This is a genomic window from Haloferax sp. DFSO52 (assembly GCF_048158745.1).
In the GTDB taxonomy this organism is placed as follows: domain Archaea; phylum Halobacteriota; class Halobacteria; order Halobacteriales; family Haloferacaceae; genus Haloferax.
On the sequence record NZ_JBLOPB010000004.1, the window covers coordinates 31,489 to 57,918 of the forward strand.

The 26,430-nt window shown below is 59.1% G+C and carries 29 protein-coding genes; 17 read left to right on the forward strand and 12 right to left on the reverse strand.

What is annotated here, in order from left to right; all coding sequences use genetic code 11:
• The first annotated feature begins 660 nt into the window (after positions 1-660).
• The 4 genes from eif1A to ACK3SC_RS17480 all read left to right on the forward strand — a co-directional run bounded on the left by eif1A (position 661) and on the right by ACK3SC_RS17480 (position 5,272).
• Entirely contained in the window at positions 661-945 is a 285-nt protein-coding gene (eif1A, locus tag ACK3SC_RS17465; RefSeq protein WP_013035036.1) for a translation initiation factor eIF-1A, read from the forward strand.
• Between the two features lie 437 nt (positions 946-1,382).
• Positions 1,383-2,858: an ATPase domain-containing protein gene (locus ACK3SC_RS17470; protein WP_416841526.1), complete on the forward strand. Its 1,476-nt coding sequence runs from the start codon at positions 1,383-1,385 to the stop codon at positions 2,856-2,858.
• Positions 2,859-2,912: 54 nt separating this feature from the next.
• Positions 2,913-3,968, forward strand: coding sequence for a sensor histidine kinase (locus tag ACK3SC_RS17475; RefSeq protein ID WP_416841527.1), 1,056 nt, complete (start codon positions 2,913-2,915; stop codon positions 3,966-3,968).
• Between the two features lie 92 nt (positions 3,969-4,060).
• On the forward strand, positions 4,061-5,272 hold the full coding sequence (locus tag ACK3SC_RS17480) for a threonine synthase (protein WP_416841528.1): 1,212 nt from the start codon (positions 4,061-4,063) through the stop codon (positions 5,270-5,272).
• Positions 5,273-5,385: 113 nt separating this feature from the next.
• Here the strand turns inward: ACK3SC_RS17480 and ACK3SC_RS17485 are convergent, their stop codons facing one another.
• The 6 genes from ACK3SC_RS17485 to ACK3SC_RS17510 form a co-directional block, all read right to left on the reverse strand.
• A complete protein-coding gene (locus ACK3SC_RS17485) occupies positions 5,386-5,862 on the reverse strand; it encodes a YbaK/EbsC family protein (protein ID WP_416841529.1) in 477 nt (158 codons plus the stop codon).
• Positions 5,863-5,968: 106 nt separating this feature from the next.
• A complete protein-coding gene (locus tag ACK3SC_RS17490; protein ID WP_416841530.1) occupies positions 5,969-7,321 on the reverse strand; it encodes a M20 family metallopeptidase in 1,353 nt (450 codons plus the stop codon).
• A gap of 147 nt (positions 7,322-7,468) precedes the next feature.
• Positions 7,469-7,945: a type IV pilin gene (locus ACK3SC_RS17495; protein ID WP_416841531.1), complete on the reverse strand. Its 477-nt coding sequence runs from the start codon at positions 7,943-7,945 to the stop codon at positions 7,469-7,471.
• Between the two features lie 248 nt (positions 7,946-8,193).
• Positions 8,194-8,619 (reverse strand): type IV pilin, encoded by a 426-nt coding sequence (locus tag ACK3SC_RS17500; RefSeq protein ID WP_416841532.1) that lies wholly within the window; start codon positions 8,617-8,619, stop codon positions 8,194-8,196.
• A gap of 324 nt (positions 8,620-8,943) precedes the next feature.
• Positions 8,944-9,420 (reverse strand): SRPBCC family protein, encoded by a 477-nt coding sequence (locus ACK3SC_RS17505; protein WP_416841533.1) that lies wholly within the window; start codon positions 9,418-9,420, stop codon positions 8,944-8,946.
• 75 nt (positions 9,421-9,495) lie between these two features.
• A complete protein-coding gene (locus ACK3SC_RS17510; protein WP_416841534.1) occupies positions 9,496-9,864 on the reverse strand; it encodes a hypothetical protein in 369 nt (122 codons plus the stop codon).
• 91 nt (positions 9,865-9,955) lie between these two features.
• Between ACK3SC_RS17510 and ACK3SC_RS17515 the strand changes: the two genes are divergently transcribed.
• Together ACK3SC_RS17515 and ACK3SC_RS17520 are read left to right on the forward strand one after the other, a co-directional pair.
• Positions 9,956-10,375 (forward strand): VOC family protein, encoded by a 420-nt coding sequence (locus ACK3SC_RS17515; RefSeq protein ID WP_416841535.1) that lies wholly within the window; start codon positions 9,956-9,958, stop codon positions 10,373-10,375.
• Between the two features lie 93 nt (positions 10,376-10,468).
• Positions 10,469-11,077, forward strand: a complete 609-nt coding sequence (locus tag ACK3SC_RS17520) for a hypothetical protein (RefSeq protein ID WP_416841536.1) — start codon at positions 10,469-10,471, stop codon at positions 11,075-11,077.
• A gap of 2 nt (positions 11,078-11,079) precedes the next feature.
• Here ACK3SC_RS17520 and ACK3SC_RS17525 read toward each other — a convergent pair whose 3' ends face one another.
• The 4 genes from ACK3SC_RS17525 to ACK3SC_RS17540 all read right to left on the reverse strand — a co-directional run bounded on the left by ACK3SC_RS17525 (position 11,080) and on the right by ACK3SC_RS17540 (position 14,376).
• Positions 11,080-12,090, reverse strand: a complete 1,011-nt coding sequence (locus tag ACK3SC_RS17525; RefSeq protein ID WP_416841537.1) for a hypothetical protein — start codon at positions 12,088-12,090, stop codon at positions 11,080-11,082.
• 5 nt (positions 12,091-12,095) lie between these two features.
• Positions 12,096-12,977 carry a CPBP family intramembrane glutamic endopeptidase gene (locus ACK3SC_RS17530; protein ID WP_416841538.1) on the reverse strand — a complete coding sequence of 294 codons (882 nt, stop codon included), beginning with the start codon at positions 12,975-12,977 and terminating at the stop codon, positions 12,096-12,098.
• Between the two features lie 128 nt (positions 12,978-13,105).
• Positions 13,106-13,927 (reverse strand): ArsR/SmtB family transcription factor, encoded by an 822-nt coding sequence (locus ACK3SC_RS17535; protein ID WP_416841539.1) that lies wholly within the window; start codon positions 13,925-13,927, stop codon positions 13,106-13,108.
• Positions 13,928-13,992: 65 nt separating this feature from the next.
• On the reverse strand, positions 13,993-14,376 hold the full coding sequence (locus ACK3SC_RS17540; RefSeq protein ID WP_416841540.1) for a sensor histidine kinase: 384 nt from the start codon (positions 14,374-14,376) through the stop codon (positions 13,993-13,995).
• 178 nt (positions 14,377-14,554) lie between these two features.
• On the opposite strand from ACK3SC_RS17540, the gene ACK3SC_RS17545 reads away from it, so the two are divergent.
• The 5 genes from ACK3SC_RS17545 to ACK3SC_RS17565 all read left to right on the forward strand — a co-directional run bounded on the left by ACK3SC_RS17545 (position 14,555) and on the right by ACK3SC_RS17565 (position 20,588).
• Positions 14,555-15,625, forward strand: coding sequence for an iron transporter (locus ACK3SC_RS17545; protein WP_416841541.1), 1,071 nt, complete (start codon positions 14,555-14,557; stop codon positions 15,623-15,625).
• Positions 15,626-15,709: 84 nt separating this feature from the next.
• Complete coding sequence (locus ACK3SC_RS17550; protein WP_416841542.1) at positions 15,710-15,967, forward strand: DNA-binding protein; 258 nt, start codon at positions 15,710-15,712, stop codon at positions 15,965-15,967.
• Positions 15,964-17,361: a hypothetical protein gene (locus ACK3SC_RS17555; RefSeq protein WP_416841543.1), complete on the forward strand. Its 1,398-nt coding sequence runs from the start codon at positions 15,964-15,966 to the stop codon at positions 17,359-17,361. The genes ACK3SC_RS17550 and ACK3SC_RS17555 overlap by 4 nt, the downstream gene beginning before the upstream one ends.
• A 98-nt stretch (positions 17,362-17,459) precedes the next feature.
• Entirely contained in the window at positions 17,460-20,102 is a 2,643-nt protein-coding gene (locus tag ACK3SC_RS17560; RefSeq protein WP_416841544.1) for a heavy metal translocating P-type ATPase, read from the forward strand.
• 81 nt (positions 20,103-20,183) lie between these two features.
• Complete coding sequence (locus tag ACK3SC_RS17565; RefSeq protein ID WP_416841545.1) at positions 20,184-20,588, forward strand: high-potential iron-sulfur protein; 405 nt, start codon at positions 20,184-20,186, stop codon at positions 20,586-20,588.
• A gap of 30 nt (positions 20,589-20,618) precedes the next feature.
• Here the strand turns inward: ACK3SC_RS17565 and ACK3SC_RS17570 are convergent, their stop codons facing one another.
• Together ACK3SC_RS17570 and ACK3SC_RS17575 are read right to left on the reverse strand one after the other, a co-directional pair.
• On the reverse strand, positions 20,619-21,077 hold the full coding sequence (locus ACK3SC_RS17570) for a hypothetical protein (RefSeq protein WP_416841546.1): 459 nt from the start codon (positions 21,075-21,077) through the stop codon (positions 20,619-20,621).
• Between the two features lie 38 nt (positions 21,078-21,115).
• Positions 21,116-21,691: a hypothetical protein gene (locus tag ACK3SC_RS17575; RefSeq protein ID WP_416841547.1), complete on the reverse strand. Its 576-nt coding sequence runs from the start codon at positions 21,689-21,691 to the stop codon at positions 21,116-21,118.
• 83 nt (positions 21,692-21,774) lie between these two features.
• Between ACK3SC_RS17575 and ACK3SC_RS17580 the strand changes: the two genes are divergently transcribed.
• The 6 genes from ACK3SC_RS17580 to ACK3SC_RS17605 all read left to right on the forward strand — a co-directional run bounded on the left by ACK3SC_RS17580 (position 21,775) and on the right by ACK3SC_RS17605 (position 26,399).
• Positions 21,775-21,909: a hypothetical protein gene (locus tag ACK3SC_RS17580; protein WP_416841548.1), complete on the forward strand. Its 135-nt coding sequence runs from the start codon at positions 21,775-21,777 to the stop codon at positions 21,907-21,909.
• Positions 21,910-21,949: 40 nt separating this feature from the next.
• Positions 21,950-22,912, forward strand: coding sequence for a metal ABC transporter substrate-binding protein (locus tag ACK3SC_RS17585; RefSeq protein ID WP_416841549.1), 963 nt, complete (start codon positions 21,950-21,952; stop codon positions 22,910-22,912).
• The gene (locus ACK3SC_RS17590) at positions 22,909-23,727 is read left to right on the forward strand and encodes a metal ABC transporter ATP-binding protein (protein ID WP_416841550.1); all 819 of its coding nucleotides are present in this window, start codon (positions 22,909-22,911) and stop codon (positions 23,725-23,727) included. Before ACK3SC_RS17585 ends, ACK3SC_RS17590 begins: the two co-directional genes overlap by 4 nt.
• The gene (locus tag ACK3SC_RS17595; protein WP_416841551.1) at positions 23,727-24,686 is read left to right on the forward strand and encodes a metal ABC transporter permease; all 960 of its coding nucleotides are present in this window, start codon (positions 23,727-23,729) and stop codon (positions 24,684-24,686) included. The genes ACK3SC_RS17590 and ACK3SC_RS17595 overlap by 1 nt, the downstream gene beginning before the upstream one ends.
• Positions 24,687-24,956: 270 nt before the next feature.
• Positions 24,957-25,961, forward strand: coding sequence for a methyl-accepting chemotaxis protein (locus tag ACK3SC_RS17600; RefSeq protein WP_416841552.1), 1,005 nt, complete (start codon positions 24,957-24,959; stop codon positions 25,959-25,961).
• Complete coding sequence (locus tag ACK3SC_RS17605; protein WP_416841553.1) at positions 25,962-26,399, forward strand: chemotaxis protein CheW; 438 nt, start codon at positions 25,962-25,964, stop codon at positions 26,397-26,399.
• Positions 26,400-26,430 lie beyond the last annotated feature (31 nt).

Below are 26,430 nucleotides of genomic sequence, written 5' to 3' on the forward strand. Positions count from 1 at the left end.
TAGCACGGGCTTGAGTGAATGGGGAAGTCTGTGCATGAGTGAGTGGGTGAGCGGTAGGTGAATGCGGAGATGAGTGAGTGGGTGAATGCGGAGATGAGTGAGTGGGTGAATGGATGAATGGGTGAGTGGGTGAATGGATGAATGGGTGAGTGGGTGAATAAGTCAGTCACTGCTGGCGGTTCAGTCACCTGCAAGCATTCGAAAGGAGTCGTGAATAGGACAGATAGTCGACCCAGTCGCTCGGTTTTGTCCTCATAGTCTGGATTCTGAACACCACCGTGTCCGTAGTAATTACTGGTTTTCACTCCCAAATCAATCGATACCCCGGTTGAGTTTGCTGTGTCGTGAGGCCCTCGTATTCAAACAGGCACTGGAATAGAATCGGTACAACAGCGGACATGGTGGTGTTGCTTTCGTCGACTTCGACGGTTTCGACCACATGCAGAACTGGTTTGTTCGGTAGACAATCTCAGTACTACGAACGTCAAAACCAGTACAACAATCTGTGGATTTTTTCACCGTCGTATAGAGCGTCTATATAACCGGATTACTGCGGACATAGTGGTGTCTGACGGCGTGGTTCTTCAGTGAATGATAGTCTGTGTCACGTGGTAACTTGTACATCCTATGAGTTATCCGTCTCGGCCTCTGAATACGTATGTGAGCGAAAATCAAGGGCGTCGAAATCTCCGAATGCCCAACGACAATGAGCTGTTTGCGGTCGTCACCGAGCACAACGGTGGGAACCACGTTCGAATCCGCTGCGAAGACGGGAAGAACCGTATGGGTCGAATCCCTGGACGAATGAAGTACCGAACGTGGATTAACGAGGGCGACGTCGTTCTCGTCGAACCGTGGGACTGGCAAGACGAGAAAGCCAACATCGAGTGGCGGTACACTGGCGAAGACGCGGACCAACTTCGGCGCGAAGGCCACATCCAGTAATCTGTTTCTATCGAACGGGATGATTGTCCGTTCGTACATTCTCTTGAATCGGTTAGCTGCAGCTCGTCTCGACGGTCGACGCTGGCGAGAAACGCGAGTACAACACAGACCCAAACCGTTCGAATATCGGTGTGGGCCCAGTGAACGGTGCAACGGACTGAGTTGGAACGACGGTGGGAACGCTGCTCTGTCTAATCTGCTGAATGGCACGAGAGTAGCTCGCAATATCAACAAACCATCATTGGTTCCTGACAGTATCTCGCATTGGCAGTAGGTTTATAAGAACAGTCACATACCCTATAAATAATGAATTTCAACCTTCTTGTCGGTGATTTGGATGCCATCTGTCTACTGCCGGGCCCTCTATTTTCAGGTGAGCAATCTCATAATGACAAACTTTTGTCTAACTTTCATCCGATGATAGGTGGGTGTTCTCGATGACAGACGAGGGCCAGCAATCTCGAATCTCGACAGGTATCGACGGGCTCGATTCGATTCTCAACGGTGGGTTGGTACCTGGACGGAGTTATCTCGTTCGTGGACCGCCCGGAACTGGAAAGACGATACTCGGGACCCACTTTCTAAAGAACGGTGTCGAGAACGGTGAATCGACGTTGTTCATCAACCTCGAAGAATCCGAAGCCGACATTCGAAAAAATTCCGAGTCGATTGGTGTCGATTTGGCGGGCGTCGATTTTCTGGACTTGAGTCCGACTGCTGCAGCATTCGCCGACGACCAATCGTACGATATTCTCTCCGCGAGCGACGTCGAGAAAGAACCGTTTATCGACGCTGTAACCGACAAAATCTCTAGTCTCGAACCAGACCGTGTCTTCGTCGACCCGATTACGCAACTTCGATATTTGACGACCGACGCCCACCAGTTCAGAAAACAGGCGATTGGGTTCATGGAATACCTCACATCGAACGGGGCAACCGTCATGTTCACGTCACAAAACACCCCAGAAACCCCTGACGACGACCTTCAGTTCATGAGCGACGGGACGATCGAATTAGACTCCCGGGATGTGGGGCCGACGATCGACGTCCCAAAGTTCCGGGGTTCGGAGACGGAAGATGGGGAACATGCCATCACAATTACCGACGCAGGGGTTGTCGTCTACCCGCAGTTGAAACCCCTCTCACACGCTCGTGAATTCACTACGGAGTCGATTCCGTCTGGAGTCCCCGAAATTGACGATATGCTTAACGGTGGCCTCGAACGAGGGACTGTGAGTATCATCAGTGGCCCGACTGGTGTCGGGAAGACGACGCTCGGAACACAGTTCATCAACGATGCGGCGGCACGTGGTGAGCGGTCAGTCCTCTACTTATTCGAAGAGAGTTATTCGACGTTCCGAGAACGAAACGAATCGATCGGCATTCCGGTTACGGAGATGGAATCCGCAGGTTCACTCCACATCCGAGAGATGGAACCGTTACTGCTCTCACCACAGGAGTTCGCTCACCAGGTCCGTACCGAAGTCGAAGAACACGGCACTGAACTCGTGATGATAGACGGAATCAACGGGTACCAACTCTCTGTGCAGGGTGGAAAGGAGGAACTTATCAGGAAACTCCATGCACTCGGACGGTATCTCAAGAACATGGGTGTCACGGTCATCTTCATCGACGAACACACGAACGTTACCGGCGAGTTCAGTGCCACCAACTCGGGCGTCAGTTACCTCGCAGATAACATCGTATTCCTCCAGCACGTCGAGGTCGATGGCAAACTACAGAAGGTCATCGGTGTCTTGAAAAAACGGACGACGCAGTTCGAGCACATGCTTCGAAAGTTCGAGATTTCAGAAAACGGAGTTGTGGTCGGAGAACCGATGACCGACCTTCGTGGCATCCTCTCGGGAACCCCAGAGTGGAGCAATATGTCCCAGCAGTCGTCCGACGAGTAAGCGAATACCACCCAAGATTCCATCCCCACCCCATCTCACTAACCCAAATCCACGATGTCCAATAACTCATCTTCGAACCCGTCGTGGGACGACGAACGGGAGTATTCGACCGACGATATGCGACTTTTACTCTTGTTATCTCACGATAGAAACCGAGAGATTCTCTCTGAGAAACTGACTCCGTACTACGACGTGTCGTCGTCGCTCGACTCACTCAACAGCGGAGACTTCGACCTTTGCATCCTCGACGAACGCTCGCTGCAGCACCACCGCTCGAAACTCGTTGCCCATAAACACGCAGAAGAACCGGTTTTTCTCCCCTATCTTCTCGTCGCTCGCGGAGAACTCGGCCAACTCGATACGTCGGTGCTCGAACTGGTCGACGAAGTCATCACCGTTCCGATTCAACTCGCAGAGCTCGCACCTCGACTGAGATCGCTCCTTCGAACTCGCCGACTGTCACAAGAAGTAAGCGAGCGTGACCAACTCGAACAGATGGCGGCGATAATCTCACACGACCTTCGGAACCCATTGAACGTGGCCCGTGGAAACCTGGAACTCGGACGAGAGACACAATCAGACGAGTATCTGCAGACCACCGAAGAGGCACTGAAACGAATGAGTTCGTTGATAGACGACTTACTCTCGTTCGCGAAACAGGAGTATTCGAATCTCGAAGTTCAACACGTCTCACTTCGAAATATCGCGTCCCACTCGTGGGACCTCGTCGAAACCGGAGAGTGCAGTCTCGAGGTCGAGTTCCCGTACGACACGCTCGTCGTGGCCGATCCGAACCGACTGCAGAAACTGCTCGCGAACCTCTATCGGAACGCATACGAGCACAATGACCAGACGCTTACCGTTACTGTCGGCCGCCTCGACGACGGATTCTTCGTCGCGGACGACGGTCGTGGAATCCCCGAGGAAGACCGGACGGCCGTCTTCGAACGAGGCTACTCGACGAACGTGGACGGAACTGGATTTGGACTGCCAATCGTCAAACGCGTCTGCAACGCGCACTCGTGGGCCATAGAAATCACCGAAAGCGACACTGGCGGGGCCCGATTCGACGTGACCGGTGTCGAGTTCATCGACGACTCGAATTCCTAACCGGACTGGTAGGCGCGAACGGAAACTCAATTCGAACCTGCTCGGACCCGAAGCGTTTTCGAACGACCCTTCGTAGGTCGGCTATCTGCCGAATGTCTCTCAAACGAATCTGTTACGACTGTGGTCACCGGACGACGGAACCTGTGGCGCGATGTGTCTGTGGTGAACCGCTGTGGCTCGACACCGATTACGGACCCTTCGACTGGAACGACACCACCGACGAACAGGGTATGTGGCGGTTCGACGCGCTCTTGCCGGTCAGTAGACCCGATGGACTCGCCGCTGCCGCAGGCGGAACCCCACTGATATCCGGGACCCCACTCGACGCGTACGCGGGGACGAACGTTCACCTCAAACTCGAAGGTGAGCACCCAACAGGGAGTTTCAAAGACCGTGGAAGTGCGCTGGGACTCGCTGCCGTCGATGCCGGACTCGTCGGAGAAGTGACCGCTGTCGGCACTGTTTCACACGGGAATATGGCGATGAGTACCGCGGCATACACCGCTGCTCACGACTGCCCGTGTGTCGTGTTCGTCCCCGACGACATCCCGCCCGAACGACTCGCTGTCATCTCACAGTTCGGACCGACTGTCGTCGACGTGGCTGGTGATTACGGCCGCCTGTACGATATCACGTTGGAGCGAGGCCCAGACCACGGCATCCTCTTTCTCAACTCTGACGTCCCGCTGCGCGTCGAGGGACAAAAGACGACTGCGCTCGAAATCTGTGCGGCCTTCGCCCCTGCCGTTCCGGACGCACTCGTGATGCCTGTCAGTAGTGGCGGCCACGCAAGCGGCGCGTGGAAAGCAGTGCGTGAACTCTTCGATGCGGGCGCGATAGACGAAGTTCCTGAACTGTACTTCGTGCAAGCATCGGCCTGCTCGCCCGTTGCTGACGCGTACGAAGCAGGTGCCGAGGACGTAACTCGTGTCGTCGCAGACGAGACGATCGCGTACTCGATTGCGAATCCAGACCCACCGAGTGGCACACGGGCACTCCGGGCCGCCCGTGAGACGGGTGGTGCGGCCATCGCTGTCGACGACGACGAGATTCGGACTGCACAACGTGCGCTCGCAGTCGAAGCAGGCGTCACGGTCGAACCCGCGTCGGCAACGGCGCTCGCTGGGACGAAGCAGTTGGTCGAACGAGGTATGCTCGACGCCAGCGACGAAGTTGCAGTCGTACTGACCGGGACTGGGCTGAAGGAGGCCGCTGCATCTGGGGCTGTGGCGCGATCTGACGACCACGTCGACGTCGACGCAGTCGAGGGATACTTGACTGGGTTCGCCGGCACTATCGAGTAACCCACCCACCGAATATCACGGTCCTACTCGCAACTGGTTTTCCAGCAGTGTCAGCAGTCGTTACTACCGGCTCGAACAGCGGACACCGTGGTGTTAGAATCCGCAGACTGCGGTCACTCGAACACGTCTACGACGCGAGGATTTGCCAGTGAGTAAAGGTCGGCTGGCGTCAGTTTAAATACTGTCTCCGGTGTTCCTGCTGCGGCCCATATCTCTTCGAACGATTCGAACGTGGGGTCCGCGAGCACCGGGAACTCCGTGGCGTGACACGTCGGTGGGACGCCGCCGATGCTCCATCCGGTTGCGTCCTTTACCTCAGTGGCGTTCGCACTCCGGACTGTACTCGGGTCGATATCGAATTCAGCGGCTAACTTCGTCTCGTCTACACGGTTCGCCCCACTCGTCAGGACGAGCACCGTCTCGTCGCCGACTCGCATCACGATGCTCTTGACGATTTGTGCCACGTCGCACCCGATGGCTGCAGCGGCGTCGTCTGCGGTCTTCGTTCCCTCTGGGAACTCTTGGACGGTCGCTTCGAATCCGTACGTATCGCGTAATTGGCTGGTAAAATCCAGCGCGGTGGGATGCATACACACCGGTTCTTCCTCTTCTGTTAAGAACGTTCGCGGCTGCGGTGAAGGTTACCGGCGTCGACTGAAGGTTCTGGGGTTCGTCGGGCTACTGGGTCGTTGGGAGTTACCGAGAGTCGTCGTGCATCTCTGAGTGATGGGTTTTTTGCGGGATAATCGTGCTTAAAATTCCCACATCTGTGGATTCGAACGTCGAGTTGCCTGCGTCGAGTTGGGAAACGAGTTCGGACGGGAGTCGTGCGTACACTTCGGCGTTATCCACGAGGGCGTCTGTCGTCGTGAACTCGTCGACAGCGTGGACTGTATCCGTCCCGAGGCCGAATTCGACCGTTGGAATGCCCGTATTTCGGAGTCGCTTTGCGTCGCCACCGCCGGTTGCACTTCGCCGGTACACACGCGTGCCTGTTACCTCACTCGCCACACTGGCGACAGCGTTCGCAAGCGGGCCATCTGGGTCTTCGTAGGTACCGGTGGACCAACTGACATCACGTATTTCGACGCCGTCGTGGGCGTCGACAACGTCCCGAATCGTCTCGAGAACTCGGTGCGTATCGACTCCGGCAGTCAGGCGAATATCGAACTTCGCTTCAGCCACGTCGGGGACGACGTTGACCCGGTCACCACCAGCGACGACACCGAGATTGACGGAGGGTCTGTCGAACAACTCCAGCGACGTGTCGGCCCCAAACAGTGGCCGGTAATACTCGACTGATTCGTCGACGATCGCCTGGACGACTGGGTTGAACGCAAACCGTATTGCACCCAGTTCAGTTTCGACGTGGTCGACGGCATCGAAGAGGCGGTGGATCGCGTTCTCACCAAGCATCGGTCGCGACCCGTGAGCGGATGTTCCGGTCGCTCGGAGTGTCACCCAGATGCTCCCTTTGTCGGCCACCGTGACCGAATGTCTGCCGTTTTCACAGGTCGTCTCGCCGATGACACACCCGTCTGCCGAGAGTGTGTGCTGGTCGAGGAGGGCAGGAAGCCCTGCGTCGCCCGCAATCTCCTCGTCGCTCACGAACGCGAAGACGAGATTGGCCGCGGGAACTGTGTTCGTCTCCGTGTAGGCCGTTACGACGGCGAGCATCGACGCGATGGCTCCTTTCATATCGGTCGCCCCGCGGCCGTAGATTCGGTCTCCGTCTCGTTCTCCAAGCGGGTCGAACGTCCACTCGTTCGCGTCGAACGGGACCGTATCAAGATGGCCCTGAAAGAGGAGTGTTCGGTCGGAATCTCCGGGGAGAGAAAAGACGAGATTTGGCTTGGTCGAGTCCGAGACGACTCGTTCAGTCTCGATTCCGAGGTCCGAAACGAACGATTCGACCCACGCCACGACGTCGCGAACGTCGCCCGGTGGGTTCTGTGTATCGTACCCGACGAGTGTGAGTGCGATGTCGGCGATGTCCTCGCGATGCTCACGAAGATAGGTGACGACGGGAGAAATGGCGGATGTCGGCATGATGGTCCCTACTGAACACGTACGGTACGCCACCGGATAAGTTTGTTTTCGATGTGCAATACTGTAGAACGGTGGCTCTCGGCGTGTGGTGTGTTTCAAAAAAGTCGAATCGGTCGGTTCGATGGTGTCTGTGGGGGGTTACAGTGATTAGGCGCGTGGGCCGCTCCACTTCTGGAGGGTTGCAGACGACGAACCGGATTCGGAGGTCCAGACGATTCGGAAGATTTGGTTACCGAGGTCGACACCGCTCCCGGGGCTGTGCGCCGTAACGGTCGTACCTGCCACCACATCCGTCAATGAGGTGTCGATTTGGTCGAAGGTGTATTCAGTATCGCCAGCACCATCTGCGGTGGTTGCATAATCCTCGTTGGAGACCAAGGATAGCCGGGTGGCTTTGATTGCGGAGCCACTCTCGTGGGTGACTTCGAGCGTGTCAAAGGTGGTACTGTCCGTGTACTTGAAGCTGAAACTCGCCTGTGGGGCCGTCTCGCTTACCTGGTCACCGAGTCCCAGCACGAAGGTGCCGATGACGGCGGCGAGGATGACTGTGATTGCGACCATGAGGATGACGCCGATGACCGGCGACACTGCACGCGACTCTGTAAGGAATTTTTTGATGTCCATTGTTGTCTCTTAGGTAAACCGGCCGACCCCAGTGAAACGAGGACTCCCTAAATCCTCAGTTTCAGTGCCTGTACTCGGTACCTACAGGATATCCTGACGTTCTCCATGTAAATAAAGTCTCGCTGACAGTAATTGGTAATAACACACTCGGACGTGAGGAAAACAGTCCTAAGAGTAGTGCTGTCGCTCGGCGGTCAAAAATAATCGAGGAGGGAAGTTTGGAGGGGGGCCGGTTACTCGTCAGCGGTTCAGGCGTTGTAGGTCCACTTCTGCAGGGTCGCAGAGTCACCGTTTTCGGAGGTCCAGACGATGCGGACGGTGTCGCCGTTGGTTTGCTCACCGGTCAGTTCGTAGGAATCACCTGCGTTGATTTGGTCATCGGGCCAATCAGTGCTCATCGCACCGCTGTCAGCGACCACAGTGACTTGGGAAGCGGGAATCGCGTCACCGCTCTCGTGGGTGATGGTCAGGACGCTGTTTGCGGGGGTGGCCGAATCTTCATCGTAGTCGAAGCTGAAACTCGCTTGAGGCGCGTTGTCGCCGACCTTGTCGCCCAGGCCGAGAACGAACGTCCCGATGACGGCCGCGAGGATGACCGTGATTGCTACCATGAGGATGACGCCGATGACCGGCGAGACTGCGCGTGATTCGCTAAGGAATTTCTTGATATCCATTGTTTTACTCCAGGACTGGTCTCGAAACCCGCATCGTGCCCCCGTATACGGGACTTCGAGCGGCTTCTCATGCCAGTTCCTGTTAGCAGACCATATGTTCAGTATATATTTAATTTCAAGTTGAATAACGGGTTTATTTCGGTGGTTTATTCGAGGTTATGGGGCGTCTAACGCCCGAATTTGAGGGTTTAGACTATGTGTCCAAAAATATACCACACCTGATATGTGGGGGATGGGCGCGCTCGTGATGGGAGATCTATCGGGAAATTACTGCGGACACAGTGGTGTCGACGAGGCGGTTCGATGGAGGTGAGACGCCTCTGATTACACTTCGCTGACTTCGCCACTCGCTTGGTGCCCGGCGTCGGCGGTCGCCATCGCCTCTGCACGGGCTTTCAGTGCCGCGTTCACTCCGTCGAAGTTTCGTTTCGTGTCGTCACCGTACAGACGGTTTATGGGTCCGACGAGGAGGCCAGAGAACGTCTCGGATTGGATGAGTCTCGAACGGCCCTCGCCCATATCCTGGACCACAAACCGGTGTTCACCGTCGAAGAGGCCGCGCACGAACAGGTGACCAAGCCACCGGAGTTCGCCATCACCGGCCTGCAGAACTGTCGGTTTGAACGTGGGCATTCGGCCGACTTCGGGGCCCGACGAGACGACGAGTCTCGTCCCTTCTTCGGGAGCACCGGCGATTCGCGTGTATCCGTTCCACTCGGGGTAGCTATCGAAATCCGTGAGAACCTGCCAAACTGTCTCTGCAGGCGCGTCAATGTCGATTGAAGTGGTAAGTTGAGTCACGACTCAGAGACGCTGTATGAGACGATAAACGTGCGTCAGTGGACGCCTCTCGCGTGCGCGACTACAAAGAAACCGTTACTGTGGGGCGTGCCAGAACTCGGGCGTCGCCTCGAAATCGATTTCGGCGTCCGAGGGCGCACGTTCGTAGAGCGCATCGTGAACCGCGCTGTACCCTGCTCGGGCACCTTTCTGTGCGAGTTCGGGGTGGTCGCGCGTGTCGAAGACGATACGCCACTCGCCGTTCGTGAGGTGGAGTCCGAGGATGTACTTCCCGCGGATGTTGACGATGAGTTGGTACGCGTGCGGAATCGTCTCACCGTCTCGTTCGAGATGATACCCACGGACGGCAATCGCCTGCTGGACGCCGTCCTGTGCTTCGAGTTCGTCGACGAACGACTCGGGAACGGCCGTGGGCGGAAGTGACTCGACGAGTGTCTCGCTCATAGCGTAACTCCACGCGTGGGACGATATAGGAGACACGGTCTGCCCTCGGGCGAACGAAGCACCTATTGGTCTGTCCTCCCGCAGACAGACTATGGCTACGCTCACTGCACACCACGTCGGTATCACTGTCAGCGACCTCGACCCGATGCTGTCGTTCTACCGCGACACCCTCGGATTGGCGGTCATAGACCAGTTCGAAGTTGGGGGCGAGGACTTCGCAACGGCAGTCGGCGTCGAGAACGCGACGGGCAGATTCGCACACCTCGATGGCGGTGACGTGCGTCTCGAACTCGTCGAGTACGACCCACAAGGCGAGTCTCGTTCGGACTCGACGCTCGACCAACCCGGTGCGACACACATTGGTCTCTCTGTGGACGATGTCGACGCCGCCGTAGCCGACCTCCCACCACACATCGACACACTGAGCACACCGAAGACCACTGAAAGCGGAACGCGAATCGTGTTCTTCCGCGACCCCGAGGGGAACCTCGTCGAACTCCTCGAAATCTGACGGGCTCGGACGACGAAGTGGGAAATACCAAGTCCTCGACGGGCTAACTTGTAGTTCAGATGAGTACACGAGTGCGTGACAGGGGTTCAATTCGTGGGACGTAGGGAGTCTCTCGATGCCGAGGTCTTCCAACCACTGTGGGCGGCCGGGTGGCAGTGGATGTGGATCGTCGCCGGCTCACTCTTCCTCGGGGTGTACCTCGTGGTTCAGTTCGGCGACTCCCTCGGGGGATTCGGGATTATCGCGGGCAGTGGCGCACTCGCTGCACTCGGAATCTGGTACGTCAATCAGCGATACGAGGCGGTTCTCGAGGCCGGTATCGAACAGGCACAATCTGCCATCCTCGACGTCGTACGTGCCGGAGACGGCGATAGCGAGGTGAGTTCGATACCCATCGATGGACGAGCGCTTCTGTTGGTCAATCCCGCGCGCGCATACGATTTGACGACGCTCGTCGCAGGCGACGACTCGTTCGCGGTCCACGAGGACACGACGGTCAACCTCGCACATCGGTACGTCTCGGTCGGTGACGACGCCCACCACTACGAATACACGGAACTCTCCTCGGTGTCGTACGAAGATGGCCGGCTACACGTCACAAAGCGAGATGGGGCGGTCGACTCCTACGCCATGTCGAGCGCCCCGACGAGCGCGATGTCGGCCGCTCGAGAGCGGATTGCCGCGGTCGAAAACCACCACTGAACTCACGCCCTGACCGCTTCGACGACTTGATAGTGCCACTCGTAGAGGTCTTCCGCCGTCAGGGCATCCAGCGCCGTGGTGTCTAGCGTGACCATCTCGTCTTCGACGGAGACGACGGAGGCGAAGGGTTCCATCGAGAGGAGTCGGTTTCCGTAGGTGGCGTCCCACGTCTCGTGTGGGATGCGCTCGGTTTCGACGAGGTGTGAGAGCGCCCGATAGAACGTGCGCTGCATCCACCGAACCGGAATCTCGTCACCCGATTGGTCGCGTGCGAATCGGTCGATGTCGTCCCAGAGAGAAGCGATGGCCGCACGTCGTTCGAAAACTGCCTCCATCGACCCGTCTCCCGTTGCCACCGCGGATTGGAGTCGCGTCCCCCAGTCGTCGGGCCGCCAGTCGAGTGACCGACTCAGATTGACGAGCCACTTCTCGTGGGGGAGGTACTCGCCGTTGACGGCGAACAGTGACTCGACCAGTGGGTCGATGGCGTTGTCGAGAACGTGGTGGGCCTGTACGGCGTCTCCGCGTCGTATCCAACACGCTGTCGTGAGCCTGAAGTGCCACCAGCAGTCGAAGAGCAGCCCTTCGGCGCGGTCCAGTCCCGGCGGGGAGTCGAGGTGCTCGTCGAAAGCGGTGGCGAGTCGCCCCTCCGGGTCGTACAGAATTTCGGCGTACGAGCGGTCCCACTGCTCGGTGTCCGACCACGGCTCAGATTCGAACGTATCCATCTGCACGATTTCGATATCGTACAACTGTCCGTCGACGACGGTGATGCCGGTGGGGACTGCTGCTCGGCCACTCGTCCACGTTTCGTATCCGTCGGCTGTGAGGTAGAGCGTGAGGTCGATTTCGGACAACTCGTCTCCGTACCCGCGTGAGAGGCCACCGTTGAGCGTCACGCCGACGACGTCGGGGTGTGACTCGAACTGCTGTCGCGTCGATTCGAGGTGCTCGCGGAGACGCTGTAGGTCGTTCGGGTGGTCGATGGCTGGCCTCGGTCTGTGAGGGTTCACGCGAATCAGTCCTCCAGTTGGGTGGCGGACTTCTCACCCCACCGTCGCCCAGATGAGAGACGAATCCCGACGACGGCGATGACGATGGCGACGACGGCCCACGTGATAATCGCGTGCGAGACGTACATCGACACGAGCGACTCCCAGTTGACGATGTCGCCCACGAGGACGGTGTCGACGTCGAGGGGGACGCGCCCCTGAGTCGAATTATCCGTTCCGTGCATGACCATCGCAAGGAAGGCACTCCCGCCGGACCCGTTGTACACCCACGCGAGCAGGATCGAAAACCCGACGATACCGACGAAGTAGGAGGCGGTAAGCACGAGCGGCCAATCGGCCCGCATCCCACCGGGGAAGACGAACTGTGGTAGGTGCCACCCTCCCCAGAGCACTCCGATGACGACTGCGGCCCGGAACGCGCCGTATCGTTCCTGCAACTCCGGTTGGGCGAACCCACGCCATCCCACCTCCTCCTGTCCACCGCCGATGAACGTTCCGAGGACGATTCCGATGACGATGGAAACTGGGTCGAACTCGAAGCTACTCCAGTCGACGGGTCCACCGAGCGCCCACGATGCGATTCCCGCGGCGTACGTGATGAGAAACGGGATGCCGATGCCGAGGGCGTACCATTTGGGGTGGACACGGAATTTGAGGATGTTTTGTAACCATCCCCGGACGGACTCACCACTCACAGCGAGGACGATAGCGGCGGCAACGCCCGGCGAGAGGGGACTCAAGAACCCCTCGAAGAACCACGTCGTCCACGAGGGTTCCATCCCGGCGAGTCTCACTGCGCCTTCGATACTCCACGAGAGAGCGTACGTGAGAAGGAAGAACGCGGCGATTCGATGCCGTCGAATCCATTCGGTTACGAAGAGGGCCATATCTCGACGTTGGTTGGGAGAGTAGAAATAAGTTATCTAATATCTTACATATTGTCAGAGGCACAACTCAAATTCGTTTGAGCAATCGAGTCACTCGGTATCTACTGTCACGGACTCGTCGACGACTGTCACGACGAACTCCTCGTCGAGCACGTCTGTCTCGACGCGCGCTTGGAATGGGTCCACGGACACGACCGTGACCTCCCAATCGGTCGTATACGAGTAGACGTCCCACGGACGGACGTTCGTCGCGTCACGCCCGTCAGACCAGTATGCTGCGACGAGGGCCGGGTGGTAGAACACACAGAGTTTGACGGGTGCATAACCTGATTGAAACACCGCCGACAGGATGCTGTGATGACGTACTCGTCGGTCCGTGGAGACGTTCGCTGTCGACTCGACGCATCCATGATTCCCCCACACGTTGGACACGTTCCGTCGATTGCCATCCCCAGTTCGTGGTAGACGCGGCGGTCACACGACCGAAGAACCTCTTTCGGTGTCCGCCCAACCGCCTGTGCCGGTGGGAGGTCGTACGTTGCAACCGTCTCCCCACACTCGTCACAAACAACCGAAAGAAACGGTTCTTCGAACGTAGCGAGTAACTCTGTGTGTTCGCAGCGTGGGCACGTGCCGTCTATCGAGACCGTTTCGAACGACGGATGTGCTGTGTAGGTTCCCGCGTAAACCGCCCGGACGACTCGTTCGCCCGCCTGCGTCAACCCGTACTTGTCACTGGACTTCTGGACGAACACGCCGTCTAGTCGGCCGAGATGGTACGACAGTTGGGAGGTGCTCTCGATGTCGAGACGGTCGTAGAGGTCCGAAAACGTGAGTCGAGACGCCGATTCTCGTGCAGCAGACTCGAGAATCCGGAGGATGTCGAGCCGAAGCTCGCTCCCGAGTGCGCCGAACGCAGCCTCTGGATTCCCGTCTCGATGGCCGTTCATTAGTCTTCGATGTCGTGACTGACGACCCTAAACGTTCGTTCCTTGGTCGCTTCCGGCCGAACCCGTCAGCGTTTCGTATCGTCTTTGGATGTCGCTTCGACTGGCAGTTCTATCTGGACCGACGCACCACCGAGGGGCGACTTGTCCAGTCTGGTACTTCCACCCGCTTTCGTGACGACCCAGTGAATCAACCACAACCCCATCCCCGTCCCGTGTTCGAGTGGTGTCTCTCGTCCCCGTTCGATGGCTAGCCACTCCCCCTTTGGGAGTCCGGGGCCATCGTCACTGACTCTGACGACGATTCTCCCCTCGTCTCTCGGACTTCTGGTCACGTCGACGTAGACGGTGTTGCCACCGTGTTCGAGCGCGTTCGTCAGCAACTCGCGGACTGCTACGCCGATGCGACTATCGACGCAGACGGCGATGTCCGACGGAACGTCGACGACCACCGTCGAATCTGGATACGATTCTCGGATTCGCGCCGTCGATTGCTTGATAATCGCCGTCAGCCCCTTCGTCGTCCTATCTGCCTCGAGGACGTCGGCACGAAAGCGGAACCGACATTGCGCTCGGACCGTAAGTTCCGGCGATACACCCCGACGAAACTTCGTCGGGATGCAACGCTACATGAGACGACGCGACGCAATCAAAACGCTTGGTATCGGTGCGCTCACCGTGACTGCAGGGTGTCTCGGTGGGTTCGAACGGCAGTCTGCGTGGCGCGACCCACCACTCGTCGAAAACCGCCCTGACGCGGTGTACCTCCCCGCCGTCACCGAAGGCATGAAGATGTACGGCAAGACGACTGTCGGGCCGTACAGTGTCGCACTGTCGTACTCCTACCCCCATCGATTCTGGTCTGTCGCCGGAACGGAGTTACAGAAGACCGTCGTCGAGGCGGATGATTCGCTCCACCTGATGGCGTCGCTGTGGGACACCGAGACCGGAACGATACTCCCGTTCGACGCCGGTGTCTCCATCGAAATTCTCCGAGACGGGTCGCTCGTGAGTGAAGAAGTCGCCTATCCCATGCTGTCACAGCAGATGGGAACGCACTACGGGTCGAACTACGCGCTCGAAGGTGAGGGTGACTACGACGCACGAGTGACAGTCGGTGGAACGTCACTCCACCGAACGGGTTCGTTCGCAGACCGATTCGAGACTGTCGAGACGGCCACGTTCGAGTTCACGTTCGAGACGGACGAACTCTACGACGTCGAACTGAAACGACTCGGCGACGAAGCAGGCACTCGCGGTGCCGTGCCTGCGATGCAGATGATGGGAATGCCCACTGGGAAAGCTCCAGCACCCGACTCACTACCCGGAACACACCTTGGAAGACAGACGAGTGGCGACGCCTTCTTCGACGCGTACTTCGTCGAAGACGGGTCTCGATTCGGCGTGGACGGGTCGTATCTATACGTCTCCGCCCGCACACCCCACAACGAGTTCGCCCTTCCGATGATGGGTGTTCGAGGGACTGTCGAACGAGACGGGACGACACTCCTCGACGACGAACGACTCCAGCGCACACTCGACCCTGACGTTGGCTATCACTACGGTGTCGGCGTCGCCACCGACACACTCGAACCCGGCGACTCGGTGGCGATTTCCGTCGACGTGCTTCCACAGATTGCTCGCCACGACGGGTACGAGACGGCGTTCCGCTCGTTCGAACCGATGTCGTTCGAGGTCTGATGATGCGACCGGCGACGCCCCACCCGGCGGCCCGCAACAGAAACGTTCAGAACCTGCCACCGCTGTACATCGAATATCCAACGGATGACGACTGACATCGACACGGCGGACGACCGACACGTCTGCGACCGATGTGGTGATTTCCTCCCTTCAGAGCGTCTGCTGGTCCTCCACCGCGGTGTCCGTCACCCCGACGACCTGACTGCAGACGAAGTCGAAGCGTATCGCGAGGCGTACTACGAGGAAGAACGCGAACTGAAGTCGTTCCGTATTCGTGCCCTCGGTGTCCTCGTCGTCCTGTACTTCGGATTCCTCATCCTGTTCATCATCTTCGCCTCATGAGTCACGCCTCGACCCTTCGCCGTGTTGGCCTCGGTATCCTCCTCGCGAGTCTGCTCGCTCTCCTTTCGGACCCCGTCGTTGCGAGCAACGCCGCTGTCGGACTCGCTGGCGCGTCACAGGACAACCTCGCAGTTCCCCGATGGCTGTATCTCGCCACCGGTGGGGCGACAGTCGGTGCGTCGGCGCTCCTCGCTAGCTTTGTGACCGACCGGCGGTTCATCGACAGCGTCCACCGCTGGCGGCGGACGGTTGGATTCACCGAGACGGTCTCCCGAGGACTCGGTGCTGCAGGGCACATCCTCGGACTCGCCTTTCTCGCACTCATCGTCTATCTCGGCTATACCGGTCCACAGGTCCCCACAGTCAGTTTCGCGATTATCGTCGTCTTCGCCGGCCTTCGTGCAGGCTACACGATGTTCACGTACCTCGTCACCGATACCTGGCGAGTTCTCAACCCGTGGCGGACCATCGCGAGCGCCCTCCCCAACGGATTCGTCGAGTATCCACGACGACTCGGTCGATGGCCCGCCGTCGCGGGAATTCTCGCCCTCGTCTGGGTGGAGACGGCTGTCGGCGTCACTCGCCAACCATCGATACTGGCGACTGTCCTCGTTGGGTACTCCATCGTCACCATCCTCGGCGCACTCGCCGTTGGTGTCGACGTGTGGTTCGACAAGGCCGACCCAGTCTCTGTGTTCCTCCACTTCTACGGACGGGTCGCACCGATTCGTGTCACCGACGACGGACTCTCGGTTCGTCTCCCCGGGATGCGACTCGTCACCGACGACGAGGTCTCGACCGTAGCAGACGTCGCTGTGGCCGTCGTCCTCGTCTGGGAACTCACGTTCAGTGGGTTCGTCACGACCGAACAGGGAGCGTCGGTCATCGAGGCAGTTGCCGGTGCCGGTGTTCCACCGCTCCTCGTCTATGTTCTCGTCTATCTCGGCGGATTCGGGGCGTTCTTGGGTCTCTTCTTACTCGCCGCTCGGATAACGGTCCGTCGTATCGAGACGTTCGAACCGCCGCACGCACTCGCCGTCAGGTTCGCACCGTCACTCCTCGCCATCGCCGCCGGCTACCACCTCGCGCACTACTTCGGTTTTTTCGTCTCGTTATCGCCGATGCTGGTCGGCGCACTCTCGACACCACTCTCCCCACCAGCTAATCCGGTCGTTCTCACACTGCCAGCGTGGTTCGGCGGACTCAACGTGGCGTTCGTCCTAGCCGGACACCTGCTGGCCGTTTGGGTGGCGCACTCACAGGCGTACCGGACGTTCCCGAGTCGGATGCAAGCCGTCCGAAGCCAATTCCCCTTCGTCGCGGTGATGATTCTCTACACGATTCTCAGTCTGTGGCTGATCTCGCTGCCGACGGCGTCGCCACCGTTCCTCTAGCAGATATTAACTGAGACGAAGAAAATTATTAAGAAAGGCCAATTTAGGGGCGCTTTATAACAGGTGGATTATTAACTGGTGACTGGCTAGTGCGGGTAATGAGCGAACACGATGGACCTGTCCACACGGGCGGCGAGGACACGTCCACACATCTTTCGACAGACGACTGCGGGTGTGGCACCGCCTGCGACGTCGATGTCGATGCCGATGTCGATTCCGCGGCAGCAACACCGCCACCGGACGGTCCAGCCACGGACCTCGCTCCGAATCGAGCAGCGTTCGGGGTTCCAGAGATGGATTGCCCCTCCTGCGCTGGCAAAGTCGAATCGAGCGTCCGCCGACTCGACGGTATCGGCGACATCGACCCACAGGTGACGACTGGGCGTCTCGTCGTCGAGTACGACCCGGAGAAGGCCACGCTCGACGACATCAAGACCAGTATCGAGGGCGCGGGGTACGCCGTAGACGACGACCCAACCACGCGTACCGTCACGCTCTCGGTCCCCGATATGGACTGTCCGTCCTGTGCAGGAAAGGTCGAAAACGCCCTCGACGGGGTCTCAGGCGTCCTCGAATACGAGACGCGCCCGACTGCAGGGACCGCTATCGTCACGCTCGCAGCAGAGACTGACCTTTCTGCGGTCGTCACCGCAGTCGAAAACGCCGGCTACGAAGTCACCGGCACCGACGCCGACGACCTGTCCGATTCGGATGGCGATACCGACCGTTCGAGCGTCTGGCGAAGCACGCGCGCACTGAAGACGTGGGTTAGTGGCGCGTTCCTCGCTGCAGGTATCGCCACCGAGTACATCTTCGGCATCGAACTCGTCGTCACGACGATTCTCAGCGTCTCGTTTACCCTCCCAGAAGTGCTCTACCTCGTCGGTGCCGGTATCGGCGGGCAGGAAATCCTTCGAAACGGCTACTACTCCGCTCGAAATCGCAGTCTCGACATCGACCTGCTGATGTCGACGGCAATCGTCAGCGCCGTCGTCGCGAGTCTCATCTCGGCACCGACCAGTCTCTACTTCGAAGCGGCGACGCTTGCGTTCCTCTTTAGCGTCTCAGAACTCCTCGAACGGTACTCGGTGGACCAGACGCGAAACTCGCTTCGTGAACTGATGGACCTCTCGCCCGACGAGGCGACGGTTCGACGCGATGGAACAGAACAGGTCGTTCCGGTCGAAGACGTGGTCGTCGGCGACGTGGTCGTCGTCAAACCGGGGGAGAAGATACCGGTCGATGGGACGGTTCTCGACGGCGAGAGCGCCGTCAATCAGGCACCGATCACCGGTGAGTCTGTCCCCGTCGATAAGGCCGCTGGTGACGATGTCTACGCCGGGACGGTCAACGAAGCGGGCTATCTGGAAGTTCGTGTCGACTCTGCGGCGGGCGACGACACGCTCTCGCGAATCGTCTCGATGGTCGAAGACGCACAGGCGAACAAGACCGAACGTGAACAGTTCGTCGAACGGTTCTCTGGATACTACACGCCGTTCATGGTGGCCGTCGCCATCGGCATCGCCACGATTCCACCACTCCTCTTCGGACTGGACTGGGTGACGTGGTTCGTCTACGGTATCACCATGCTCGTCCTCGCGTGCCCGTGCGCGTTCGTCATCTCGACGCCCGTCTCGGTCGTCTCCGGAATCACGTCTGCGGCCCGAAACGGCGTCCTCATCAAAGGTGGTTCGTACCTCGAAGCGATGGGGGCCGTCGAAGCAATCGCTATCGACAAGACGGGGACGCTGACGAAGGGTGAACTCACCGTCACCGACGTCGTGCCGTTGAATGGCAACTCGGAAGAAGACGTGCTCAGGTGTGCTCGTGGCCTCGAGATGCGGAGCGAACACCCAATCGGTGAGGCAATCGTCTCACACGCCGAGAATAATAATCTCGATGGGCGCGAGGTCTCTGCGTTCGAGAGTATCACCGGCAAAGGTGTCCGCGCCGACCTCGATGGCGTCCCGCACTACGCCGGCAAACCCGGTCTGTTCGCTGACCTCGAGTTCGACCTCAGACACACTCACGTGACCGACGCCGAAGACGCACTCTCCGACGACCTTCGGTCGCTGTGCAACAGACAGGGCTGTCTCAACCTCGTCGAAGACACGATTCCCCGACTCCAGGACGAAGGGAAGACAGTCGTCCTCGTCGGGACGGCAGACGAACTCGAAGGCCTCGTCGCAGTCGCGGACGAGGTTCGCCCCGACGCGAGAGCGACTGTCGAACGCCTTCAGTCGTTCGGCCTCTCGGTGGTCATGCTCACCGGCGACAACGAGGGGACGGCCCGCGCAATCGCCGAACAGGTCGGCGTGGACGACTTCCGCGCTGGCCTCCTCCCCGAGGACAAAGTCACTGCTGTCGAAGGATTACTCGACGAGTACGAGTCGGTGGCGATGGTCGGCGACGGCATCAACGACGCGCCGGCACTGGCGACCGCGACGGTCGGTATCGCGATGGGTGCCGCAGGCACAGACACCGCACTGGAGACGGCCGATATCGCGCTCATGGCAGACGATATCTCGAAACTGCCGTATCTCTACGAACTCTCCCACCAGGCGAACCACGTCATCCGACAGAACATCTGGGCGTCGCTCGGAATCAAGGCGCTTCTCGCCATCGGCGTCCCGTTCGGACTCGTCAGTGTCGGACTCGCCGTCCTCGCTGGTGACGCCGGGATGACAGTCGGTGTGACGGGCAACGCGATGCGACTCTCCAGAATCCAACCCGACGAGTAACGCACGCCACTACTTCACACGGGATTCTCACCCCCCAAGAAACGCCATCTTCCATTTATTCGTTCATCCCCGAGGGTGGCTATGACAGACGACCAACAGACTCGGCGTCGGTTCATCTGGCTCTCCGGAACGGCGACGATGGCTGGCCTCGCTGGATGTGCCGGTGGTGGCGGCGACACCGGTGGCGGCGGTAGCGGTGAAACCGAGACGGACGAACCGACGACTGCATCAGGTGGCGAAACTGGCGGTGTCCCAGAAGAGTACGCTACTGCGACGTCGATCGGCGGCACCGAGCGGAATCCCGAACAACTCTCGTCACAGGATGCGGTCGCCTATCAGGACGAACCCAAAGAAGGCCAGCAGTGTTCGGACTGCAGTTATTACATCGAAGACAAAAACGGCGACGGGGTGGGAGCGTGTTCAATCGTCGAAGGAGAGATTGCACCGGATGGGTATTGCGTCTCGTTCGTCGCGTACGACGGCTGAGGTGGTTGTCGAGAGCGAGCGACGGTCGCTTCACTCGTCGGACGCTGGTGGGTCGATAGCGCTTTGGATTCGACACCGGACCGTCTGTTCTTCCCCGTCGCGTTCGACCGGTATGACCCACTGTTCACCACACCCGAGGATGGTCACCATCTCACCGTCTTGTCGGTGTTTCACCGAGACGAGCACCTCACGTTTCTCGGTGTCGTAATCGACGAGTTCGACCAGCACGTCTTCGCCGGCGATGAGGAGGTTCTTTGCCCCGTCTAACTCCGTGACGTACGACTCGGTGGTTCCGTCGGGCCCCGTGACGAACAGTTCGACGACGGGGACGCTCTCTCCGTCCGGGTAACTCGCCTCGACTTCCAGTGCGCCGTCTTTGAGTCGAATATCGTGGATATCGACCAGCGATGCCGCGATACCAAGTGCATCTGCTACCTGTTGCCGGAGGTCACCCAGCGGGATTCGAACCGACTTCCGCGTCGTTCCCATAGACACCCCTAGGGCCGGGGGGTGTATGAGAGTGTATGCTATATCGTTGCGTCGTCCATCGCTTCCGCGAGTCGAGAGTCGGTGGGAATCGCGTCAACGAACGCCGACGAATCGAGTGGAACCACACCGTTGACGGAGAGAAATCCGAGTTCGCCATCGGCCGCACGGGCTAAGTTCGTCAGGAACGCCACTTTTCGCGTCGCGCGGACGTCTTCGACGACTGCTTCGGGAGCCACGGACTCGTAGAGTGCGTGATGTTCGTGGACGTGTTCGACACACCGCGTGGTGGGTGCGAACAGGAGAAAGACGTGAACGCCTGCCCCCTCACGACCGAGTTTCGGGCGGATGTCGTGCTCGTCGTCTTTGTAGAAGTAGCGTTCCATCCGGCGGTACTGACGCAGAATTTCGTTTGCGCCAGTCGCGTGTCTGATGGCAGCGTCGGCTTTGAGTTCGATGAGATAATCGACCGGCTCGGGCGTTCGAACGCGGACGTACACGTCGGCGACGCCACGATTGCCGTAGTGGTCGTACGGCTCTTCGAGGTGGATTTCGACGTCGTCGAAGGCCGTGCGGAAATGTTCGACGACATGGGTCGCCAACTCGTCCTCGCGCATTCGTTAGTCGGACGGTGGTGGTGGGTGGGGAAATGTCCCGCGATTCAGTCGCTCTCACTGACCGTACGTGACGAGTCACTGCGATGAGTCACTGTTACGAGACTCGTTGTGAGGGCCGTGACGAGACGTACGCAACCGGCATGTTCGCCTTCACCACCGACCCAGTTCCGTGTCTCGACGTGGAGTCGACAGACGAAGATAATAAACACCCACTCTAAAATAACAGAACTTATTATCTGAAATCTTCTTTCTATTAATATGCGAACTCAGAAACGACGCGCGTTCCTCGCCGCCGTCTCAACAGCCGTCGCTGCGGGCGTCGGCGGGTGTCTCGGGTCGGACTCGTCCGCTCGACCCACGGCAGAGACGCTGGCGGCTGCGTCGTTTTTCGTTTTCGGCGACATCGCGGCCAACGTCGCCGGCGACGGTGCTGTCGTCGAGACGCTCGTCCCCGTCGGCCAGCATGGGCACGGCTGGGAACCGGGCCCCGACGTTCAGGGCCGCGTTATCGAGTCGGATATCTTCGTCCACGGAATGCCGTCGTTCCAGCCGTGGGTCGACGACGTACTGACTTCACTCGACGCAGACGACGCTGCAGTCTTGCCTGTCGATATCGCTGCGGACATCGACCTCCACGAGGCATCTGCCGATGAACACGACCACGACGCTGAAGCCAGTCTTGACTTGGTCGACCCACACTTCTGGATGGACCCACTCCGCGTCGTCACCGCGATAACGACGCTCAGCGATGCGTTTCAGACTGTCGACGAGTCGAACGCTGACGTCTACGCCGAGAGCGCCGACGCGTATCGAACGGCAGTGACTGACCTCGACGCTGCATTCGAATCCGGTCTCGAAACCCGTGAACGAGACGTAATCCTCGTGGCCGGTCACGATGCGTTCGGCTATCTGTCGGACCGATATGGGTTCGACGTCGTTGCACTCTCTGGAGTCTCCCCCGACGACGCCCCATCCCCCCGAGATATCGAGCGAGCACAGATGGCTATCGAGGAACACGGGATTCGATACGTCCTCGCTGATCCACTCGAATCCGACCGCGCGGCGATGCAACTCGTCGCTGAAACCACCGCTGAGGGCGTCCTCCCGCTGACGTCGATTCCGGGTCTGACGAGTGAATGGGTCCGACAACAGTGGGGCTACCTCGACATCATGCGTGAGACGAACCTCCCGTCGCTTCGCACCGCTCTGGAGACACGATGACTGCCGTTTCACTCCACGATGTGGCGTTCTCGTACGGTGACCTCTCTGTCGTCGACGGTGTCTCGTTCGACGTTCGAGACGGAGAGTTTCTCGGCCTCGTCGGACCGAACGGGTCGGGAAAGAGTACGCTCCTGAAGCTGATGCTCGGACTCTTGCGACCGGACAGCGGGACAGTTCGACTGTTCGGTGAACCCGCCAACGAGTTCAGCGCAGGCGAACGCGTCGCGTACGTTGCACAGGATGCGACCAAGACCGTCAGAGAGATGCCGATTACCGTTCGCGAGGTGGTTCGGATGGGTCGGTACCCACGGAACCTGTTCGGGCGATTCTCCGCCGCCGACCACGCTGCGGTGGACGACGCACTCGAGAGCGTCGACATCGCGGACATCGCAGACAGGCGCATCGGGTCGCTCTCTGGTGGCCAACGACAGCGTGTCTTCGTCGCCCGCGCACTCGCTGCCGAGGTGGAGTTACTCGCCCTCGACGAACCAACTGTCTCTCTCGATTCGGAGTCTCGCGAATCGTTCTACACCCTCCTTTCGGACCTGAACGAGGCAGGAATGTCTATCGTCCTGGTCGAACACGACATCGGTGTCGTCACTGCACACGCGTCACGTATCGCGTGCTTGAACAAGCGTCTGTATTTCCACGGCCCGCCAGAGTCGTTCGTCGAAAGCGACGCACTCGCAGCGGCCTATGGCGCAAATCAACACGTCCTCGACCACACCCACGACAGTCACGCGAGAGAGTCCAGCGAGCGAGATGCCGATGGTGTCGATGCGGCTGACGACCCAGCTGACTCGGAGGCCCCGTGATGGACACTGTCGCGCCACTCGCGGTCGGTAGCGCAGACGTAATTTCGCAGTTCATCGTCGCCTCACTCGTGTCGGCCCCGTTCGACTGGTTCCTGAACGTCGCCGACGTCGTGTTCTCGTGGGTTGCGGAGGTGACTGGCCTCGAGTTCCTCGCGTATCCGTACATGCAACGGGCCTATCTCTCGGTTCTCGCAATCGGTATCGTTGGCCCACTCGTGGGGTCGTTCCTCGTGTATCGTGACCTCTCGATGGTCGGCGACACGCTCGCTCACACTGCCTTTGCTGGCGTCGCTGCCGCGCTCTTTCTCGAAGCGACGGTGGCACTCACAGTTCCGCCGCTCGTCGGTGCGCTCGTCGTCGCGACGATTGCAGCGCTCGTCGTCCAGGCCCTCGTCGAGTACACCGGTGCACGGAGCGATGCCGCACTTGCGATGGTTCTCACTGGCGGGTTCGCACTGGGGAGCGTCCTCATCTCGCTCACCGACGGTGGCATCTCGGTCGGTATCAACCAGTATCTGTTCGGGTCGCTCGCAACGGTCTCTCGCGCCGACGTGGGACTGCTCGTCTCGATGACGCTCGTGGTGGTGACGGCGGTTTCAGTCGCGTATCGACCGCTTCTGTACGTGACGTTCGACGAGACGTCTGCCCGCGCATCCCGGGTTCACGTCCGCGCTGTGAACACGCTCTTGTCGATTCTCACGGCGTTCGTCGTCGTCAGTGCGATGCGGATAATGGGGGTCATCCTCGTCGCCGCGTTGCTCGTTATCCCCGTCGTCACTGCGACACACCTTGGCCGAAGTTACAAACAGTCGTTGGTGTACGGCGTGTTAGCTGGCGAAGTGGCTGGTGTGGTCGGCGTGACGCTCGCGTATCTTTACGGACTCGCCGCCGGTGGGTCTATCGTGATGGTCGCACTCGCTGGGTTCGTCGCAGTGCAACTCGTTCGTCGATTCAGTTAGGAACACGATGGAGTCACTCGGTGGATGGCGCAATATTGCAGGACAGTGCCATGTTTTTAAGTAAAATTCTTTGATAAGTCAACGCGATTTATCAATAGCGGCCCGACAAGATGGTTTTTCGCACACGTAACTAATTCTGAATTTTTATTGTATTATGCCATTCTCCACTGGTTCGTTGTGATATTTCTGGATATATTCACCGTTGTTGGTGTTATCTATGGTGATATTTGGTGACAAGAATTTATGTTATCTATCGTGGTGGTCAGTTCTATGGCATCAGAAAACGGGTCACACCTGCAGCATCGAAACGGAAGCCAGAATGGCAGCAGTAACTCGACGGCTCATCAGGCTTCGGGTGCAGCCGCTGCCGATGCCGACGATGTCCTCGACGATGTCGACGACATCGACGACGCAACTGACGAGATCGAGGCTGCTGTCACCGAGCTCTCGCAGGCGTCCGAAACCGTCGCCGTCAGTGCTCAGGAGATTAGCGAGTTAGCTGGCAGCCAATCTGAAAATATGCGTGAAGTCGCTGGTGAAGTCTCGAACCTCAGTGCCAGCGTCGAAGAGATCGCGTCGAGCGCCGAAGAGACGAAATCGATGAGCGACCAGGCGCGCGAACTCGCATCGGATGGTCGGAAGTCGGCAGACCGAGCCGCGACCGCGATGGAGACAGTCGACGAAGCAACGTCGGACGTCCACGAGGAAATTCTCGACCTTCGCGAGAAGGTCGACCAGATCGACAGCGTCGTCGAAGTCATCAACGAAATCGCAGACCAGACGAACTTGCTTGCCCTCAACGCCTCGATCGAGGCGGCCCGAGCAGGCGAAGCGGGCGCTGGATTCGCTGTCGTCGCAGACGAGGTCAAGGACCTCGCAGAGCAATCTCGTGACAGCGTCTCGGAAATCGAGGACGTCGTCGACGACATCCAGTCGACGACCAAGACGACTGTCGGAAACATCGAACACGCGAGTGACGAGGTCAACGAGGGAATCGACGAGGTAGATTCCGCCGTCTCCGCACTTCGGAGCATCGACGTCGCTGTCGAAGAGGCCGCCGACGGCGCTGAAGAAGTCGCTCGGGCGACAGACCAGCAGGCTGCGAGTACAGAAGAGGTTGCGAGTCTCGTCGACGAGACGTCGCGTGGGGCCGAAGAAGTCGCAACCGAAGTCAATCAGGTCGCAGCGGCGACCGAAGAACAGACTGCGAAGATTTCTGAGGTCGGACTCTTGCTCGACCACGTCGACGACGAAATCGACCACGAGGACCCCTAGATGGCTGTTGGAAATCAGGCCGACGTATCACTCGACCAACCGACGCAAGTGCTCGAGTTTGCCGTCGGAGACGAGCGATACTGTGTCGTCCTCGACTCGGTAACGGAGATTATCGACCGCCAACAGTCGCGGTCACTCCCGGACGCACCCCCGCACGTCGTTGGCGTGATGGACTACCGTGACGTGACGACCACGCTCGTCGACACGGCACGACTGCTAGGCGTCGGGTCGAACCCGGAGGCCCAGCGTGTGGTCGTTTTCGACACTGGTGAGGACGATGCCGACGTCTATGGGTGGCTCGTTGACGAAGTCCACCGAGTCACGGATATCGACCCAGCGAAAGTCGACGACTCTCCCTTCGGTGACGATGGGACGCGTGGAATCGTCCGAACCGACGATGGACTCGTCGTCTGGGTCGACCCGCCATCAGAGCGCTGACACGCGTACTTTCTTGCGTACCGGGACTGAA

What these genes read in the sequence shown, in the direction of transcription:
- ACK3SC_RS17585 (WP_416841549.1), top strand. Translation starts at nt 21,950, where the DNA reads ATGCGAACTCAGAAACGACGCGCGTTCCTCGCCGCCGTCTCAACAGCC.
- ACK3SC_RS17490 (WP_416841530.1), bottom strand. Translation starts at nt 7,321, where the DNA reads ATGCCGACATCCGCCATTTCTCCCGTCGTCACCTATCTTCGTGAGCAT.
- ACK3SC_RS17480 (WP_416841528.1), top strand. Translation starts at nt 4,061, where the DNA reads ATGTCTCTCAAACGAATCTGTTACGACTGTGGTCACCGGACGACGGAA.
- ACK3SC_RS17570 (WP_416841546.1), bottom strand. Translation starts at nt 21,077, where the DNA reads ATGGGAACGACGCGGAAGTCGGTTCGAATCCCGCTGGGTGACCTCCGG.
- ACK3SC_RS17470 (WP_416841526.1), top strand. Translation starts at nt 1,383, where the DNA reads ATGACAGACGAGGGCCAGCAATCTCGAATCTCGACAGGTATCGACGGG.
- ACK3SC_RS17605 (WP_416841553.1), top strand. Translation starts at nt 25,962, where the DNA reads ATGGCTGTTGGAAATCAGGCCGACGTATCACTCGACCAACCGACGCAA.
- ACK3SC_RS17550 (WP_416841542.1), top strand. Translation starts at nt 15,710, where the DNA reads ATGACGACTGACATCGACACGGCGGACGACCGACACGTCTGCGACCGA.
- ACK3SC_RS17500 (WP_416841532.1), bottom strand. Translation starts at nt 8,619, where the DNA reads ATGGATATCAAGAAATTCCTTAGCGAATCACGCGCAGTCTCGCCGGTC.
- ACK3SC_RS17510 (WP_416841534.1), bottom strand. Translation starts at nt 9,864, where the DNA reads ATGAGCGAGACACTCGTCGAGTCACTTCCGCCCACGGCCGTTCCCGAG.
- ACK3SC_RS17535 (WP_416841539.1), bottom strand. Translation starts at nt 13,927, where the DNA reads ATGAACGGCCATCGAGACGGGAATCCAGAGGCTGCGTTCGGCGCACTC.
- ACK3SC_RS17545 (WP_416841541.1), top strand. Translation starts at nt 14,555, where the DNA reads ATGAGACGACGCGACGCAATCAAAACGCTTGGTATCGGTGCGCTCACC.
- ACK3SC_RS17475 (WP_416841527.1), top strand. Translation starts at nt 2,913, where the DNA reads ATGTCCAATAACTCATCTTCGAACCCGTCGTGGGACGACGAACGGGAG.
- ACK3SC_RS17530 (WP_416841538.1), bottom strand. Translation starts at nt 12,977, where the DNA reads ATGGCCCTCTTCGTAACCGAATGGATTCGACGGCATCGAATCGCCGCG.
- ACK3SC_RS17495 (WP_416841531.1), bottom strand. Translation starts at nt 7,945, where the DNA reads ATGGACATCAAAAAATTCCTTACAGAGTCGCGTGCAGTGTCGCCGGTC.
- ACK3SC_RS17590 (WP_416841550.1), top strand. Translation starts at nt 22,909, where the DNA reads ATGACTGCCGTTTCACTCCACGATGTGGCGTTCTCGTACGGTGACCTC.
- ACK3SC_RS17555 (WP_416841543.1), top strand. Translation starts at nt 15,964, where the DNA reads ATGAGTCACGCCTCGACCCTTCGCCGTGTTGGCCTCGGTATCCTCCTC.
- ACK3SC_RS17580 (WP_416841548.1), top strand. Translation starts at nt 21,775, where the DNA reads ATGAGTCACTGTTACGAGACTCGTTGTGAGGGCCGTGACGAGACGTAC.
- ACK3SC_RS17575 (WP_416841547.1), bottom strand. Translation starts at nt 21,691, where the DNA reads ATGCGCGAGGACGAGTTGGCGACCCATGTCGTCGAACATTTCCGCACG.
- ACK3SC_RS17565 (WP_416841545.1), top strand. Translation starts at nt 20,184, where the DNA reads ATGACAGACGACCAACAGACTCGGCGTCGGTTCATCTGGCTCTCCGGA.
- ACK3SC_RS17515 (WP_416841535.1), top strand. Translation starts at nt 9,956, where the DNA reads ATGGCTACGCTCACTGCACACCACGTCGGTATCACTGTCAGCGACCTC.
- ACK3SC_RS17595 (WP_416841551.1), top strand. Translation starts at nt 23,727, where the DNA reads ATGGACACTGTCGCGCCACTCGCGGTCGGTAGCGCAGACGTAATTTCG.
- ACK3SC_RS17485 (WP_416841529.1), bottom strand. Translation starts at nt 5,862, where the DNA reads ATGCATCCCACCGCGCTGGATTTTACCAGCCAATTACGCGATACGTAC.
- ACK3SC_RS17600 (WP_416841552.1), top strand. Translation starts at nt 24,957, where the DNA reads ATGGCATCAGAAAACGGGTCACACCTGCAGCATCGAAACGGAAGCCAG.
- ACK3SC_RS17560 (WP_416841544.1), top strand. Translation starts at nt 17,460, where the DNA reads ATGAGCGAACACGATGGACCTGTCCACACGGGCGGCGAGGACACGTCC.